The sequence below is a fragment of the Streptomyces sp. NBC_01471 genome (assembly GCF_041438865.1).
GTDB lineage: Bacteria > Actinomycetota > Actinomycetes > Streptomycetales > Streptomycetaceae > Streptomyces.
In genome coordinates, this window is record NZ_CP109450.1 from 4,670,614 (window position 1) to 4,687,485 (window position 16,872).

Annotated in this window: 13 protein-coding genes and 1 pseudogene; 4 read left to right on the forward strand and 10 right to left on the reverse strand. The window is 70.0% G+C overall.

Annotated elements, in window-relative coordinates:
* Positions 1–7 precede the first annotated feature (7 nt).
* Positions 8–610 (reverse strand): N-acetyltransferase family protein, encoded by a 603-nt coding sequence (locus tag OG285_RS20875; RefSeq protein WP_371791854.1) that lies wholly within the window; start codon positions 608–610, stop codon positions 8–10.
* 183 nt (positions 611–793) lie between these two features.
* On the opposite strand from OG285_RS20875, the gene OG285_RS20880 reads away from it, so the two are divergent.
* Positions 794–1,774, forward strand: coding sequence for a sigma-70 family RNA polymerase sigma factor (locus OG285_RS20880; protein WP_356828254.1), 981 nt, complete (start codon positions 794–796; stop codon positions 1,772–1,774).
* A gap of 245 nt (positions 1,775–2,019) precedes the next feature.
* Here OG285_RS20880 and OG285_RS20885 read toward each other — a convergent pair whose 3' ends face one another.
* Positions 2,020–3,642, reverse strand: a complete 1,623-nt coding sequence (locus OG285_RS20885; RefSeq protein WP_371791855.1) for an MFS transporter — start codon at positions 3,640–3,642, stop codon at positions 2,020–2,022.
* 62 nt (positions 3,643–3,704) lie between these two features.
* Here OG285_RS20885 and OG285_RS20890 point away from each other — a divergent pair, with 62 nt between their 5' ends.
* The gene (locus tag OG285_RS20890; protein ID WP_371791856.1) at positions 3,705–4,694 is read left to right on the forward strand and encodes a helix-turn-helix transcriptional regulator; all 990 of its coding nucleotides are present in this window, start codon (positions 3,705–3,707) and stop codon (positions 4,692–4,694) included.
* A gap of 243 nt (positions 4,695–4,937) precedes the next feature.
* On the opposite strand, the gene OG285_RS20895 is transcribed toward OG285_RS20890, so the two are convergent.
* A complete protein-coding gene (locus OG285_RS20895) occupies positions 4,938–5,684 on the reverse strand; it encodes a DUF6227 family protein (protein ID WP_371791857.1) in 747 nt (248 codons plus the stop codon).
* Positions 5,685–5,841: 157 nt separating this feature from the next.
* A complete protein-coding gene (locus tag OG285_RS20900) occupies positions 5,842–6,888 on the reverse strand; it encodes a P1 family peptidase (protein WP_371793576.1) in 1,047 nt (348 codons plus the stop codon).
* Positions 6,889–7,272: 384 nt separating this feature from the next.
* Here OG285_RS20900 and OG285_RS20905 point away from each other — a divergent pair, with 384 nt between their 5' ends.
* Positions 7,273–7,548, forward strand: coding sequence for a hypothetical protein (locus OG285_RS20905; protein WP_371791858.1), 276 nt, complete (start codon positions 7,273–7,275; stop codon positions 7,546–7,548).
* Between the two features lie 43 nt (positions 7,549–7,591).
* Here OG285_RS20905 and mscL read toward each other — a convergent pair whose 3' ends face one another.
* From mscL to OG285_RS20935, 6 genes and pseudogenes are all read right to left on the reverse strand, one after another.
* The gene (gene mscL / locus OG285_RS20910; RefSeq protein WP_371791859.1) at positions 7,592–8,062 is read right to left on the reverse strand and encodes a large conductance mechanosensitive channel protein MscL; all 471 of its coding nucleotides are present in this window, start codon (positions 8,060–8,062) and stop codon (positions 7,592–7,594) included.
* A 183-nt stretch (positions 8,063–8,245) separates the two neighbouring features.
* Positions 8,246–8,911, reverse strand: coding sequence for an RcpC/CpaB family pilus assembly protein (locus OG285_RS20915; RefSeq protein WP_371791860.1), 666 nt, complete (start codon positions 8,909–8,911; stop codon positions 8,246–8,248).
* Between the two features lie 274 nt (positions 8,912–9,185).
* A complete protein-coding gene (locus tag OG285_RS20920; protein ID WP_371791861.1) occupies positions 9,186–10,088 on the reverse strand; it encodes an S-methyl-5'-thioadenosine phosphorylase in 903 nt (300 codons plus the stop codon).
* A 90-nt stretch (positions 10,089–10,178) separates the two neighbouring features.
* The gene (locus OG285_RS20925; protein WP_356828266.1) at positions 10,179–10,559 is read right to left on the reverse strand and encodes an FmdB family zinc ribbon protein; all 381 of its coding nucleotides are present in this window, start codon (positions 10,557–10,559) and stop codon (positions 10,179–10,181) included.
* 315 nt (positions 10,560–10,874) lie between these two features.
* Positions 10,875–12,095, reverse strand: a pseudogene (locus tag OG285_RS20930) (MFS transporter); the annotation flags it as partial.
* A gap of 245 nt (positions 12,096–12,340) precedes the next feature.
* Positions 12,341–13,852, reverse strand: a complete 1,512-nt coding sequence (locus OG285_RS20935) for a potassium/proton antiporter (protein WP_356828352.1) — start codon at positions 13,850–13,852, stop codon at positions 12,341–12,343.
* A 190-nt stretch (positions 13,853–14,042) separates the two neighbouring features.
* Here OG285_RS20935 and OG285_RS20940 point away from each other — a divergent pair, with 190 nt between their 5' ends.
* Positions 14,043–16,799: a penicillin acylase family protein gene (locus tag OG285_RS20940; protein WP_356828268.1), complete on the forward strand. Its 2,757-nt coding sequence runs from the start codon at positions 14,043–14,045 to the stop codon at positions 16,797–16,799.
* Positions 16,800–16,872: the final 73 nt, after the last annotated feature.

The following is a 16,872-nucleotide window of genomic DNA, read 5'->3' on the forward strand; positions in this document are numbered from 1 at the left end:
TGCCGGGCTACCTCCCGCCGGGCTCCTGCCCGGTGAGGCGCTTCCCGCCGACGGCCTCCCCGTCAAGGCCCCGTCCGTTCAGGCCCTGCGCGCCGAGCTCCTTCTCGTACCAGGCGACATCGTGGTACGCGCCGAACTTCCGGCCCACCTCGCGGTACGTGCCCACCGGCGTGAAGCCGAAGCGGGCGTGCAGGGCGGCCGATGCCTCGTTGGGCAGGGTGATACCGGCGTACGCCCGGTGCACGTCCTCGTCACCCAGCGCCTCGAACAGCGCCTTGTAGAGCATCGTGCCGATCCCGCGCCCCGCCACACCGGGGGCGCAGTAGACGGTCACCTCGACGGAAGTGGCGTACGCGGCCTTCGGCCGGAACGAGCTGCTGGTTGCATATCCCAGAATCCGGGCAGACGGTACCTCCTGCGCAACCAGCAGCCGGTGCGGGCCGTCTTCAGGGTGGGAGAGCAGCCACGGACGGCGCTCCTCGGCGGTGAAGACATTCGTGTCGAATGTGATCGCAGTCTCACGGACGTAGTGGTTGTAGAGGTCGGTGAGGGCCTGGAGATCCGCCTCCTTGCCCGGCCTGACCTGCACTTCCGTACGCTGCGCAGACATCTGCTCTCCCTTGGTGGCCGGACAGGGTACTGCATGATCACTAAAAACAGAGCGGGTCATGGGAATTCTGTCCGGATTCCAGTCGTTGTTTCCATCAGATGCAGGACACCGGAGAGGGTGTTCCGCACCACACCAAGCCACTGATTCGCGACCTCATCACGTTACTCACGTTAGGGAGCACGCATGGCAACCCGTGCCGTCGCCCGTCGATCCGACCGGGCAAGCAGCGTTCGCGCCGTAGGCGGGGAGATCGCCGACCGCGACCTGGTCGGCATGTACCTCGACGAAATCGCACGTACGCCGCTGCTCGACGCCGAAAAGGAGGTTGAGCTGTCCCAGACCATCGAGGCCGGGGTGTACGCCCAGCAGATCCTCGACGGTTCCGTGCAGAGTGAGGCGGGCGGGGCCTCGCGTGAAGAGCTGGATGCGCTGATCGCCGCCGGGGAGCGCGCCAAGGACGTCTTCATCCGGTCCAACCTCCGGCTGGTCGTCGCTGTCGCCCGCCGCTATCCGCGAGCCGGTCTGCCGCTGCTCGACCTCATCCAGGAGGGCAACGCGGGTCTGGTGCGCGCGGTCGAGAAGTTCGACTACGCCAAGGGCTTCAAGTTCTCCACGTATGCGACCTGGTGGATCCGGCAGGCCATCACCCGGTCCATAGCGGACCAGTCGCGCACCATCCGGCTCCCTGTCCACCTGGTGGAGGAGCTGGGCCGGATCCGCCGTGTCCAGCGTGAGTTCAACCGGGAGCACGGCCGCGACCCGGAGCACGAGGAGATCGCCGCCGAGCTGGACACCAAGCCGGCCCGGGTGAGCGACGTGCTGGACTGGGCCCGTGACCCGGTCAGCCTGAACATGCCGGTCGACGACCAGGGCGAGACCCAGTTCGGGGACCTCCTGGAGGACACGTCGGCGGTGTCGCCCGAGCAGTCGGTGATGACGCTGCTGCGCAGTGAGGAGCTCGACGAGCTGATCGGCAGGCTCGATCACCGCACCGCCTCGATCATCAAGATGCGCTTCGGTATCGACGACGGCCGGGAGCGGACGCTGACCGAGGTCGGCAAGGAGCACGGTCTGACGCGCGAGCGGATCCGCCAGATCGAGAAGCACGCGCTGCTCGAACTGAAGAAGATGGCCGACGACGTGGGCTTCGACGCGGCGGCGTGAGCTGCCAGAGCGAAAGCCCGACGTCCCCTCGCGGCCCTCGTGCCGCCTCCGTCCCCGACCGCCGGACGGCGCCGACCGCGGCGCCGTCCGGCGACTGCTTGAGCGGAGGGGTGGTTCCTGCTCAGCCGACGATCGCGGCTCAGCTCCGCTGACTTCTGCCCGGCTGGGCACTCCTGCTCAGCGGTGATGTCGGGCCGGGGCATCCGTGATGTCGGCTCGCCGGTGATGTCGGCGGTGATATCCGCTCAGACGGTGAGCGCCGGTTCCCGGAGTGACCCGTCCGCGTCTGCGTCCGTCCCGCTGCCGGTCGGGGACGCATCCGTCCCGCCGCCTCCGGGTGCCCGCTTCGGCAGGGCGAACATCAGCAGGAAGATCACGCCGAGCACCCCCGCGACCCACCACAGCGAGTCCATGAACGCGTGGACGAACGCGAGGCCGGTCGCGCTCGGTGCCGGCCGGTCGCTGATCGACCCGAAGAACACCACGGACACCAGGCCGAGCCCCAGCGCATTGCCCATCTGCTGCACGGTGTTGATCAGCCCGGAGGCCGACCCGGCGTGCTCCTTCGGAACGTCCGCGAGCACCGCGTCCGTCAGCGGCGCGACGATCAGTCCCATACCGACCCCCATGACCACCAGCGGCAGCGCCATCTGCCAGGACGCGATGGCCGTCCCGTACCGGTCCGCCTCCCAGACGTAGAGCAGCAGCCCGGCCGTCATCAGCAGGGCTCCCGTCTGGAGCACCTTGCGGCCGAAGCGCGGTACCAGTTTCTGTACGGAGATACCGGCCGCCGCCGAGACCGCGACCGAGAACGGGATCCCCGTGGTCCCGGCCCGCAGCGCGCTCCAGCCGAGGCCGATCTGCATGTACAGCGTCCAGACCAGGAAGAAGATGCCCAGCGCCACACCGAACGTGGCCTGCACGGCGATGCCGGCCGCGAAGCTCTTCACCTTGAACAGCTCCAGCTCGACCAGCGGCGAACCGTCCTTCCGCGCCTTCAGCCGCTCGTACGCGACCAGCCCGCCGAAGACGACGACGCTGCCCGCCATCGAGACGTAACCCCAGACCGGCCAGCCCAGCTCACGGCCGCGCGTCAGCGGGTAGAGCAGCATCAGCAGACCCGCCACCACGAGCAGCACACCGACGATGTCCAGCCGTAGGGCCTTCGGAGCCTTGGACTCGGTGATGAACCTGTGGCCGAGCAACAGCCCGATCAGCCCGACCGGCAGGTTGATCAGGAAGATCGGGCGCCACTCCAGACCGGCGATGTTCCACTCGGTGAGCAGCGCGCCGAGCAGCGGGCCGGAGACCGCGCCCAGGCCGACGATCGCGCCGAACAGCCCGAAGACCTTGCCGCGCTCCTCGGCGGGGAAGGTGGCGTGCACGATCGAGAGCACCTGGGGCACCATCAGCGCCGCCATCGCACCCTGCAGGATGCGGGAGGCGACCAGCATCTCGGGGCTGGCCGCGAAGCCGCACAGTGCGGAGGCCAGCGTGAAGCCGCCTATCCCGATGAGGAAGAGCCTCTTGCGGCCGTGGATGTCGCCGAGCCGGCCACCCGTGATCAGCCCGGCGGCGAAGGCGAGTGCGTAACCGGCGGTGATCCACTGGATCTGGCTGAACGAGGCGCCGGTGTCCTTCTGGATGGACGGGATCGCGATGTTGACGATCGTGACGTCGACAAGGTCCATGAAGGCCGCGGTCATCACGATGGCCAGCGCGAACCATCTGCGGCGGTCCGCCCGGAGCGCGGCCTGCGCGGCGGCCTGCGCGGCTCCTTGTGCAGCCGCCTGTGCCGTCTGCGGGTCGTCCCGCACGTCCGGCGCATTCTGCGCATCCCGCGCGGTGGGCTGGGGTGTTGAGGTCATGCGGGGAAGGTAGCTGGCATATAGGACAACCTGTGTCCCACTTCCCGGGCATCCTGACTGCCATGACGGACACTCCGGTACGGCTGCTGCACCTTCTCTCGCTGCTCCAGACTCCGCGCGAATGGCCCGGTGGGGAGCTGGCCGAGCGCCTCGACGTCAGCAGGCGCACGATCCGGCGCGACATCGACCGGCTGCGGGACCTCGGCTATCCCGTCCAGGCCACGATGGGGGCCGAGGGCGGATACCGGCTGGTGGCGGGCAAGGCCATGCCCCCGCTGGTCCTCGACGACGAAGAGGCGGTGGCCATCGCGGTCGGGCTGCGCGCCGGGGCCGGGCACGCGGTCGAGGGCATCGAGGAGGCCTCCGTACGGGCCCTGGCCAAGCTGGAACAGGTCCTGCCGTCCAGGCTGCGCCACCGGGTCGCCACGCTCCAGGCCGCGACGATCCCGCTGACCAGCGGTGACGGGGCGACGGTCGACCCGGGCACGCTGACGGTGATCGCGGGGGCCGCAACCGGGTCCGAGCGGCTGCGCTTCGGCTACCGCGCCGGGAACGGTACGGAGACGAAGCGCCTGGTCGAGCCGTACCGGCTGGTCTCCACCGGGCGCCGCTGGTATCTCGTGGCGTACGACATCGACCGCGAGGGCTGGCGTACGTTCCGGGTCGACCGGGTGAGTGAACCCTTCGCTACCGGGGCGCGGTTCGTCCCGCGAGAACTCCCTGTGAGTGACGCGGCGGAGTTCGTCAGCCGGTCCCTGTCGCGGCGCCAGCCTTCGGTGGATCTCGATGTCACCTTCGAGGCCCCGGCGGAGTTCGTGGCGGCCCGGCTGCCGAACGGGATGGGCACGCCCGAGGTGCTGGGCGAGCGGCGCTGCCGACTCCGGGCGCCGGTGGCGGACTCGCTGGAGTGGCTGGGGCTGCGGCTCGCGGTGGTGGACGCGGAGTTCACCGTGCACCACCCGCCCGAGCTGGTGGAGTACGTGGCGGAGCTGGGGGCCCGACTGGGCCGCGCGGCGGGAGTGGGGAACCGGCCGGGGGCCGGGGCGGAGTGAGCTGCCGGGCGCAAGCAGGCGCGGAGGCGCGGGAGGGGCGCCGAGGGGCTGCCCTGGGGCTGCCGAGGACGGCCGAAGGGCTGGGGCCGTTGCGGTGCCGGTGCTGTGGTGATGGGCCTTGCTGTGCGGGGCCTGTTCCGTGGCGGGCCTTTTCAGTGGCATGGCTGGGGGGGGCTGAGCCCTGCGGGGCGCCAACCCTGCGGTGAGCAGGGGCTGTTGCGGCGCGGCGCGGCGCGGCGCGGCTCAGCGTACGCGGGCGCGGAGCTCCATCGCTGTGCGGGCCTCGCTCTGTGACGCGTACACCTCGCACATATGGCGCCCGTCCGGCGTCGCCGTGTGCTCGACCTCCCAGAGGCTGATCTCCTGGCCGTCGAGCAGCAGAAAGGCGTGCTCGTAGAGGGTGAAGGCCGCGGGGCCGACGCTCTCGAATCGGCACTGGCTGCCGAGGGCCTGGCTGATCTGGTGGGCGAACGCGGAGCGCAGCAGCCGGGCGACGTCCTCACCGGGGCAGTCCGGGTTCTCCGCGCGGCGCAGCACCCGGCGGGCGTGGTCGGCCGACCGGTCGGCCGCATACGTCCTGGCCACGGCGGGCGGGGGCGCCGACTGAAGCGCGGTGAGGAGCCCGAGATCGTCCTCCGGGTCGTCGTCCGGGAACATCGCGGCGGCATCCGCCCCGCGGATCCGGGTCACGGCGAGTCTGGCCTCCGCCTCGCCCGGATACAGCTCGTACTGCGGGCCCGTACCCGTACCCGTCTCGTACACCAGCTCCCACAGCGTCAGGTCGGTGCCGTCGGCGATGAGGAACGTGTGCCGGTACGTCTCGCGGTGCAGCCCGGCGCCCGAGCTGTGGTGCGAGGAGTGCAGCGCCGAGCTGTGCGCCAGCGCGGAGCCGAGTCGGTCGACGGTGGTGTCGGACAGCTCGAAAGCGTTCAGTGCGCGGCCGAGGAGTCGCGCGAGGTGCTCCTCGGTCGTCTCATGCGAATGGCTCAAGGTCTCTCCAGGCCGTCGCGGCAAGTCATGAGGTTGGAACTCAACGTAGTCCCTGGGTCTGACAACGTGGCCTTCGTTCGGCAAAACGATGGGGGCGTGCGAAAAGTTCCCGGGCGCCCCGCCAACTCACTTGTCCGGCAAGTCAGTAGATGCTGTGTCAGTCCGGATCGGTTCCCGCCCCCGTCCCGTACAGGTCACGGTGGGCCGGGAACCAACCGCCGGGCCCCTCCACCGACTCCGCCGCCCGGACGGCCCGCACCACGGCCCGGCTCAGTGCATCGGCCCCCGCGGCCAGCACCTCGTTGAGGACGCTCAGGTCGGGGCGGTGTGCCGTGCCGGTGGCAAGTGCGAAGACGGTGTCGCCGTCGTGCAGGAGATGGACGGGCCGTACGGCACGCGCGAGGCCGTCGTGCGACGTGCCCGCCAGCTTCTGCGCCTGGGCGCGGGTGAGTTCGGCGTCGGTGGCCACCACGGCGATGGTGGTGTTCAGTGGGGGGCGCGCATTGCGCTCGCGCGCCAGAGCGAGCTGGCGCTGTGCCTCCTCGTGGACGGTGGTGGCGGGGTACTCGGGCCTGCCCCGGCCGTACTCGCCGTAGAGCACGCCCGTCAGTGGATCGACCGGTGAGCCCACCGCGTTGACCACGGCGAGGGCGCCCACGGTGACGCCGGAGGCGAGCCTGATGCTCGCCGAGCCGACGCCGCCCTTGAGCCCGCCGGCCACCGCGCCCGTACCGGCGCCGACGCTGCCCTGTTCGACCGGTGTACCCGGCGCCGAGTCCGCCGCGGCTTCCACGGCCGCGACCCCGGTCGAGGCGTCCGGCCTGGCCCGCCAGTCGCCGCCGCGGCCCAGATCGAAGATGCAGGCGGCGGGGACGACCGGGACGACCTGAGCGGGGTCGGGCCCGACCTGGAAGCCGCGGCCCTGTTCCTCCAGCCAGGCCATCACGCCGGATGCGGAGTCCAGCCCGTACGCGCTGCCGCCGGTCAGGACGACGGCGTCCACGCGCTGCACCAGGTTGCGCGGATCGAGGGCGTCCGTCTCCCGGGTGCCGGGACCACCGCCGCGCACATCCACGGCGGCGACCGCCCCGCCCGGCGGGGCCAGGACGACAGTGGTGCCACTCAGCGCCCGCTCACCGGGAACCCGTGCGTGTCCGACCCGGAGCCCGTCCACGTCGGTGAGCGAGTCCGTGTCCGTGTCCATGTTCATGTCCGTGTGCGTGAGCGAGCCGACGTTCGTGGGTGAGGCGGTGCCGGTGGGCGGGTCAATGCCGGTGGTGGGGGTTCGGCCGGTGGGCGAGGCCGGGTCGGTGGACGAGTCCGGGTCGGTGGGGGCCTGCGCGGGTGTGCCGTGCGCGGCCGGGCTGTGCGATCCGGGAGCGTGGGTCGCGTCCACATCGCGCTCTGACGGGGTGCCTGCTGCGGTCATACCCCCCATGGGACCACTGCTGCCCGCGATGCGGCGCCCTTGCCCTCTTGTGCCCTGTCCCTGTCTCTCTCCCTCTCTCTTGTACGGGGCCGGGTGTCGTTGGCCGGGGGCTGGGGGCGGACGGAGCCGCACGGTGGCCGGGCGCCGTACCCTTGCCGTATGAGCACTGCGCCCGCTTCCGGCCCCGGCCCCCGTGACGACGAGGACCGCGACCCCGCGACCTCTTCCGGCGCGACGCCGCCGGAGTCCGGGCCGAAGCCCACGTCCAAGCCGGTGTCCAAGCCGAAGCCGGTGTCCAAGCTGGTCTTCGACGATCCGCTCGACCACCAGTCCTCGGACGACACGGACCACGGCTGGGGTGAGCAGACCTCCTCGGGGAGCAGCGCGTCGGACCTGGCCCGCTTCCTTGACGAGAAGCCGCCGCACCACATCTGATCAGCCCCTGGCCCTGGCCCTGGCCCCGCGCCAGCCTCTGGCGTCAGGAGCCCTGACCGGATCCGCGCTGGGCGACCAGGGTGTCCCTGATCTCCCGCAGCAGCGCCACCTCGGCGACCTCCGCCTCGACGGTCTCCTCCTCCATCGTCTGCTCCTTGGCGGCCTTGCGGGCGAGGTACTTGGCCATCGGCAGCACCATCAGGAAGTAGACGACGGCCGCGGTGATGACGAAGGTCAGGACCGCGTTGAGCACCGATCCCCACAGGATGTAGATACCGCTGGTCACGTCGCCGGAGGCGTTGACGGCGCAGGGGGCCTTGAAGCAGGACTTGTACGAGTCCAGCTGCGAGGTGCCGAAGGCGCCGACCAGTGGACTGATCACGCCCTTCACGACGGAATTCACCACGGCCGTGAACGCGGCGCCGATCACGACGGCGACAGCGAGGTCGATGACGTTCCCCCGCATCAGGAAGGCCTTGAAGCCTTCCAGCAGGGTGGGGTTCTCTTTGCTCATCAAGCGATCCTTCTCCGTGGGCGCCGGTGGCGGAACACTCCGCTCCGCCACCTAAGGCGCTGCGCCACGAAGCTGTCCAATTCCCCCACTCCCACAGGGGAGATGACTGCGCATCAGTACTATTCGGTTCGGGTTCCGGGTCGGTCTTCGGCTCAGGATCCGGCTCAGTATTCGGCATCGGTTTCAGCACAGGGTCACCGCCAGTTTCGACGTGGCCCCGGCGCCTGCCAACGCGGTCGCCGTCGAGCGGGTCACGGCGAGGACGACGAGCGCTCCGGCGTCGGGGGAGGCGTCACCCGTGGCGCCCGGATCCGGCACATCGGACACCCGGACCCCCGCCGCAACCACCCGCGCCGCCCGGGCGTCCGTCGGCGTACCGGACCCTGCCGACGTCGAAGAGCCATCGGTTGATGCGGCATCCGCCGAGGCGTCACCGACCGCGATGACATCGACGTGGTCCCCCGGGGCCAGCAGCCGTACGGTGGCCGCGTCAGCAATCCGTACCGGCGCGGAAACCCGCGCGGACACCGGAGCGGCGGGGCCCGAGCCCGGACGGGTGCCCGGCGCGCGGGCCCGCGCGGCTGCCGCCCCGTCCGAAGTGGCACCGGCCCGGGGCGCCGTCCTCATGCCGGCTCTGACTCCGCCCGGGGGTTCTGCGCCCCCGGCATCGCGTGGTGCCCAGGCGGCCAGTGCGGCAGCCGCGAGAACCAGGCCCGCGACCACCGCCCGGCGCCACCGGCCCAGAGCGCGCCGCAAGCGGTACCGTCCCGGACGCACCCGGAGCGGGGCGAACAGCGGCACTCCGCGCGGCTCGGGCGCGGATACGACCGGTACGGGCATGGGGATCATGGCAACCACCGCCGGGTGAGAGGAGTCTGGGGCGAACTCCTCCCACGATCCAACGTCCCGCTGCATCCCGCTGAGAGCTGTGGATTACTCCCGAGTTGTGGACAACCCGCTCACCCGCGCCGCCCCCAACACGTCAGCCTCAGCCCCAACACGTCAGCCCCAACACGTCAGCCTCAGCACCTCAGCCCCAACACGTCAGCCTCAGCACCTCAGCCCCAGCACCCTTAGCCCCAACAACCCCAGCCCCACGCACACCACACCCACCCTCGGCACCTCAGGGCAGCTTGATCCCCGGGTCGACTCCGTCCAGTGCCCGCGCACAGTGGCACGCCTTCGACTGCTCAGGCGGCAGCCCGGCCACCGCGTCGAAGAGCACCGTGCGCAGTCGGTCCACATTGGCGGCGAAGACCGTCAGTACTTCGTCGTGGGAGACGCCCTCTCCCGCCTCGGCCCCCGCGTCCAGGTCCGTGACCAGCGTCATCGACGTGTAGCAGAGCCCCAGTTCGCGGGCGAGGACCGCCTCGGGGTGCCCGGTCATGCCCACCACGGACCAGCCCATGGCCGCATGCCAGCGCGACTCGGCCCTGGTCGAGAAACGCGGCCCCTCGATGACGACCAGCGTCCCGCCGTCCACCGGTTCCCACTCCTGCCCGCGCGCCGCGGCGAGGGCTGCCTTGCGGCCCGCCGGGCAGTAGGGGTCGGCGAGCGACACATGCACCACGTTCGGGACGGTGCCGTCCGGCAGCGGCTGACCGTCGTAGTACGTCTGCGTGCGTGCCTTCGTACGGTCCACCATCTGGTCCGGTACGAGCAGCGTCCCCGGCCCGTACTCCGGCCGCAGCCCGCCCACCGCGCACGGGCCGAGCACCTGCCGTACGCCCACGGACCGCAACGCCCAGAGATTCGCCCGGTAGTTGATGAGGTGCGGGGGCAGGTGATGACCGCGCCCGTGCCGGGGGAGGAACGCCACCCGGCGCCCGGCGATCTCACCGAGGAAGAGGGAGTCGCTCGGCTTCCCGTACGGGGTGTCCACCGCGACCTCGGTCACGTCCTCCAGGAAGGAGTAGAAGCCGGAGCCGCCGATGACGCCGATGTCCGCTGTCGGGACCGCGGTGTCTCCCGAGGTCGCCGGGGCTGCTGAGGTCGCCTGGTCTGCCGAGTTCGCCACATTCACCATGCCAGTCACACTATCCGGGCTTCCGGACGTGCTCCGGACACAGCGGAAACCCCACCGTCGGACGACGGCAGGGTTTCCGGGAAACCGGTGTCAGGCGGCCGATCCGCTGGAGGAGCTGCTCGACGAGGACGACGCCGAGCCGGCCGGCTTCGAGGCACCGGCCTTCGCGTCCGAGCCGGAGGAACCGGACGAGCTCGAAGAGCCGGACGACCCTGAAGAGCCCGACGACGAGTCCGACGAGGACGACGACGAACCGGAGGCCTTGGAAGACGCCGCCGTGCTGCTCGACGAGGAGCCGCGGCTGTCGTTCCGGTAGAAACCCGAGCCCTTGAAGACAATGCCGACCGCCGAGAACACCTTCTTCAGGCGTCCTTCGCAGCTCGGGCATACGGTCAGGGCGTCATCGGTGAACTTCTGCACCGCCTCGAGGCCCTCGCCGCATTCGGTGCACTGGTACTGATAGGTCGGCACTTGCTCCTCCTGGCACTCTCACTCAGTGAGTGCTAACGACGTTCTATAGTGACGTATTCCGCTGGATCAGTCCACTGAGACCGGCACTCGGTGATCCATCCCACGCCCTGCGCCACGCTTGCCGCCGCGCCGTATGCCACGACCCGCGTCCCGCGAAGTGTCGCATTCCGCGCCTTCCAGGCCGTCCTGGCCGACAGCGTTCGCCGTCCCGGCGGCCGCTTCCGTGCCCGCTTCCGTGCCCGATTCCGCGTCCGGTTCCGCGCTCAGCTGCGTGCTCTGTTCCGAGCCGGCGTCCGAGTCGGCGTCCGAGACGGGCCCCGCGTCGCGCGGCGTCAGCCGCGACCGCAGGGACAGCAGGGTGAGCAGGGCCAGTACGGTCCCGCCCATCGGCACCAGGAACCCGGCGCTGGAGCTGAACGCATCGGTCAGTTCGCCGGCCACCGAGACGGCCGCGGCCTGTCCCAGCGCCACCGAACCGGTCAGCCAGGTGAAGGCCTCGGTGCGCGCCGAAGCCGGCACCAGGGTGTCCACCAGGGTGTATCCGCTGATCAGCGCGGGTGCGATGCAGAGGCCGACCAGCAGCCCGAGGCCCGCAAGGAGCGGTGCCGTGTGCAGCGTCCAGAGTCCGGAAGCGGTGACGGCCAGCGCCGTGTACGCGATGAGCAGCCGGGACTTCGGCGTGATCTTCCAGGCGACGGCCCCGCAGATGATGCCGGCCAGCATGTTGCCCGCGGCGAAGACCCCGTACATCAGACCGTTCACGCTGGGCTGCCCGATCTCCTCGGCGAACGCGGTCAGCGAGACCTGCATGCCGCCGAACACCGCGCCGATCCCGAGGAACGCCACGGCGAGCACCCGTACGCCCGGCACCGACAGCGCTGAGACGTGCCGCACGGAAGTGTGGCCGTTGTCACCCCCGCGCACGGCGGGCTGGGTGCCGCGCTGCGCGGCGAAGACGAGACCGCCGAGCAGGGTCAGCGCGGCCTCGGTGATCAGCCCGGCCGCCGGGTGGATCCCGGTGCAGAGTGCGGTCGTCAGCACCGGGCCGATGACGAAGGTGAACTCGTCCGTCACCGATTCGAAGGCGGCGGCCGTCGACATGAGGGGCGAGCCCTCCAGCTTCGCGGCCCAGCGCGCGCGGACCATCGGGCCGACCTGCGGTACCGACGCACCGGTCGGCACAGCGGCGATGAACAGCGCCCACAGCGGGGCGCCCGCCAGCGCCAGGACCGTCAGGGCGACCACCGAAGCGGTGTGCACGAGAACACCGGGGAACAGCACCGCGCGCTGCCCGAGCCGGTCGGCGAGCTTGCCGCTCTGCGGCGCGCACAGCGCCATGGAGACACCTGTCACAGCGGCGACGACGCCGGCGCTGCCGTACGAACCCGTCGTGTGCTGCACCAGCAGGACGATGCCGATGGTCAGCATCGCGAAGGGCTGCCGCGCGGCGAAACCGGGCAGCAGGAACGTCCATGCGCCAGGTGTGCGCAACAACTTCCCGTATCCCGGACGGGTCTCGGAGACCGTGGACACCACGGCCTAGCCTTTCTGCCGCCTGGTGGCACTCCCCTTGACGTACGGGCATGCGAAGGCATGCGTACGGGAGCTGCCGAGAGCTGTCCTCTTGCGCGGAACTGCGGTAGGTCGGGCCGTTTCGTCGTGCGGAACACCTGCGCGGATACCGCGCACGCACCGCGACGGGGGGTGCCTCGACCGCCATACGGTCGCGCCAGCTCTGCATCAGGCAGAGTTGGTCGATCAGGTCAATCAAGTCGATCGGGTCAAGCCGATCGGTTCATGGTACCGCTATTGGCGAGCCATCCCGCCAGTTTGCCGCCCTGGCCGATGGCGCGCAGTCGTGCCTCGGCCGCGTCGCGTACTGGATCGGTCGCCACGACCAGCAGTTCGTCCCCGCGCCGCAGCACCGTCGAAGGCAGCGGTACGAAGCTCGTGCCGTCCCGGACGACCAGGGTCACGGCGGCGCCCTTGGGCAGGCGCAGCTCGCCGACCTCGACGCCGTGCATCCGGGATTTCTCCGGGATCGCCACCGACAGCAGATGCCCGCGCAGCCGTTCCAGCGGCGCCGATTCGATGCCCAGGTCCGCTGCGGCGTCGGCGCCGTCGCCGAGGCTGAGCTTCCTGGCCAGCCAGGGGAGCGTCGGCCCCTGCACCAGGGTGTAGACGACGACGAGCACGAAGACGATGTTGAAGACCCGGGAACTGCCGTCGATGCCGGACACCATCGGGATCGTCGCCAGGATGATGGGTACGGCTCCGCGCAGCCCGGCCCACGACATCAGGGTCTGCTCCTGCCAGGGCACCCGGAACGGAGCCAGGCTCAGCAGTACGGAGACCGGCCGCGCCACCATCGTCAGGACCAGGCCCACGATCACCGCGGGCCAGAAGTCACTGCCCAGCTCATGCGGGCTCACCAGCAGGCCGAGCAGCACGAACATGCCGATCTGGGCGATCCAGCCGAGCCCCTCGGCGAACCCGCGGGTGGCCGGCCAGTGCGGCAGCTTGGCGTTCCCCAGCAGCATCGCGGCGAGGTAGACGGCGAGGAAACCACTGCCGTGTGCGATGGCACCGGCCGCGTACGCCGTGATCGCGATGGCCATCACGGCGATCGGGTAGAGCCCGGAGGCGGGCAGCGCGACATGGCGCAGACCCCACGAGCCGAGCCAGCCGACGGCGAGGCCGATCGAGGCGCCGATCGCCAGCTCCAGGGCGATCTCGCCGATCAGCACGTACCAGTGCTCGACCGGACCGGCCGTCGAGAACGCGATGACCAGGATCACCACCGGGGCGTCGTTGAAACCGGACTCGGCCTCCAGCACCCCGGTGATCCGGGACGGCAGGGGCACCTTGCGCAGCACGGAGAAGACCGCGGCGGCGTCGGTGGACGACACCACGGCGCCGATGATCAGGGCCTGGCGCCATTCGAGACCGACCAGGTAGTGCGCGCCGGCGGCGGTGATCCCCACGCTCACCGCGACGCCGGCCGTCGACAGCACGACGGCCATCGGCAGGACCGGCTTGATCTCTTTCCACTTGGTGCCGAGGCCGCCCTCGGTCAGGATCACGACCAGTGCGGCGTAGCCGATCACCTGCGTCATCTCGACGTTGTCGAACTTGACGTTGAAGATGCCGTCCTGGCCTATCGCCATCCCGATGCCGAGATAGAGGAGCAGGCTGGGGAGGCCGCTGCGCGAGGAGATGCGTACGGCGGCCACGGCGATCAGCAGGACGAGCGAGCAGATCAGCAGGAGCTCGTTGAGATGGTGGACAGTCAGGGGCCGTTCCTTCCCTCGTACGCCTGCAGGTACTTCGTTACCCTACCTAATCCTTGACGCTTCCTTGACGCTTCGCTTACTTGTGCGATGCCGGCGGGGATACCGCGTCCGGAGTGCACAGGCGCTGCGCCTATGGTTGCTCCAGCGCTCCGTCGGACCTACAGACCACCCTGCCCCTCGAAGGACAGCGATGCCCGCCGCCACGACCTCAGCCGCCCCTTCCGGCACGAAATCCAGCCCGAAATCCCGCAAGAAGAAAGGGCGTCGCGCCAGGCTGGTCGTGATCGTCGTGGTGCTGGCGCTCGTCGCGGGTATCGGGTACGGGACGTACTGGGGCGTGAGCACCGTGCGGGCGTCCCTTCCGCAGACGACCGGTGAGATCAAGGTCCCCGGCCTCTCGGGCAACGTCGACGTCAAGCGCGACAGCTACGGCGTACCGCAGATCTACGCGGACACCGACGCCGACCTCTTCCGCGCACAGGGTTACGTCCAGGCCCAGGACCGGTTCTACGAGATGGACGTCCGGCGCCACATGACGTCCGGCCGGCTCTCCGAGATGTTCGGATCGGGCCAGGTCAAGACCGACTCCTTCCTGCGCACGCTCGGCTGGCACCGGGTCGCGCAGCAGGAGTACGACACCAAGCTGTCGCCGGAGACGAAGAAGAACCTCCAGGCCTACTCGGCCGGGGTCAACGCGTATCTGAAGGGCAAGGACGGCAAGCAGATCTCCGTCGAGTACGCGGCCCTGAACCTCACCAACGACTACAAGCCCGAGGCCTGGACGCCGGTCGACTCGGTGGCCTGGCTCAAGGCGATGGCCTGGGACCTGCGCGGCAACATGCAGGACGAGATCGACCGGTCGCTGATGACATCGAGGCTCGACGCCCAGCAGATCAGCGACCTGTACCCGTCCTACCCGTACAGCCGGAACAAGCCGATCGTGCAGCAGGGCGGCATCGACCCGGTCACCGGGAAGTTCGACCAGGCCGCGAACCCGGGCGGAGCCGTGGGCGGTTCGAGCACCGCGGGCGGCGCGGTGCAGGGTATGCAGACGCAGCTCTCCTCGCTCTCCGACACCCTGGACAAGATCCCGACGCTGCTCGGCCCGAGCGGCAGCGGCATCGGCTCCAACTCCTGGGTGGTCTCCGGCGACCTGACGACCACCGGGAAACCGCTGCTGGCCAACGACCCGCACCTCGCGCCGCAACTGCCGTCCCTCTGGTACCAGATGGGCCTGCACTGCAGAACCATCTCCAGCAGCTGCCACTACGACGTCGCGGGCTACACCTTCTCCGGCATGCCCGGAGTGATCATCGGCCACAACCAGAACATCTCCTGGGGCTTCACCAATCTGGGTGCCGATGTCACCGACCTCTACCTGGAGAAGGTCACCGGCAACGGCTATCTGTACGACGGCGAGGAGAAGCCCTTCACGACCCGCAGGGAGACCATCAAGGTCGCCGGCGGGAAGTCACGGCAGATCGTCGTCCGCGAGACGAACAACGGCCCGCTGGTCTCCGACCGGGACACCGAACTGGCGAAGGTGGGCGAGAAGGCCCCCGTGACGTCGGCCGCCCCGGACCGCGCCGACGGCTACGCGGTGGCCCTCAAGTGGACCGCGCTCCAGCCCGGCAACTCCATGGACGCGGTCTTCGACCTGGACAAGGCCAAGGACTGGACCGGCTTCCGCGCCGCCGCCAAGAACTTCGACGTCCCCTCGCAGAACCTGATCTACGCCGACACCAAGGGCAACATCGGCTACCAGGCACCCGGCACCATCCCGATCCGCTCCAAGGGCGACGACGGCACGATGCCCGCTCCGGGCTGGGACCCCAAGTACAAGTGGAAGGGAACGATCCCCTTCGACCAGCTGCCCTACGAGTACAACCCGAAGCGCGGCTACATCGTCACCGCCAACCAGGCCGTGATCGACCCGAAGAAGTACCCGTACCTGCTGACCGAGGACTGGGGCTACGGCACCCGCAGCCGGCGGATCACCGACCTCATCGAGTCGAAGACCAAGGACGGCGGGAAGATCTCGACCGAGGACATGCAGAAGATGCAGCTGGACAACAGCAGCGAGATCGCGAAGCTGCTGACCCCGCTGCTGCTGAAGCTGAACATCAAGGACCCGTACGTCCACCAGGCGCAGCAGCTCCTGGAGGGCTGGGACTACACCCAGGAGTCCGACTCGTCGGCGGCCGCGTACTTCAACGCCGTCTGGCGCAACATCCTCAAGCTGGCCTTCGGCGACAAGCTGCCCAAGGAGCTGCGGGTGGAGGGCCAGTGCCTCAACGTGCCGCCCGCCGACAGCGCTTCGGGCCCCGCCGACCAGCAGGACAAGCTGGTGCGCGAGTGCGGCGAGCGCTCGGCCGACTCGGCGCAGCCGGACGGCGGCGACCGCTGGTTCGAGGTCGTGCGCAAGCTGCTCGACAAGCCGGACAGTGACTGGTGGAAGACGCCGAAGACCCGTCTCGACAAGGCCACCCACAACCGCGACCAGCTGCTCGCACGGGCCATGAAGGACGCCCGCTGGGAGCTGACCGCCAAGCTGGGCAAGGACGTCGACACCTGGAACTGGGGCCGGCTGCACCAGCTGATGCTGAAGAACCAGACGCTGGGCACCGACGGCCCCGGGATCCTGCAGTGGATGCTCAACCGCGGCCCGTTCAACCTGGGCGGCGGCGAGGCGGCGGTCGACGCCACCGGCTGGAACGCGGCCGGCGGGTACGGCGTGGTCTGGGTCCCCTCGATGCGGATGGTCGTGAACCTCAAGGACCTCGACAAGTCGCAGTGGATCAACCTGACCGGGGAGTCGGGGCACGCGTACAGCGCGCACTACACCGATCAGGAGAGCAAGTGGGCCAACGGTGAACTGCTCGGCTGGTCGTTCAGCAAGGGCGCCGTGGACAGGAGCACGGTCGACACCCTGGTGCTGAAGCCGTGACGCGGGGCGCCCGGCGCCGGGGCAGCCGCCCGCCGGTACCCGGCGCCGCCCGCCGTCCTGCTGCCGGCGCTCC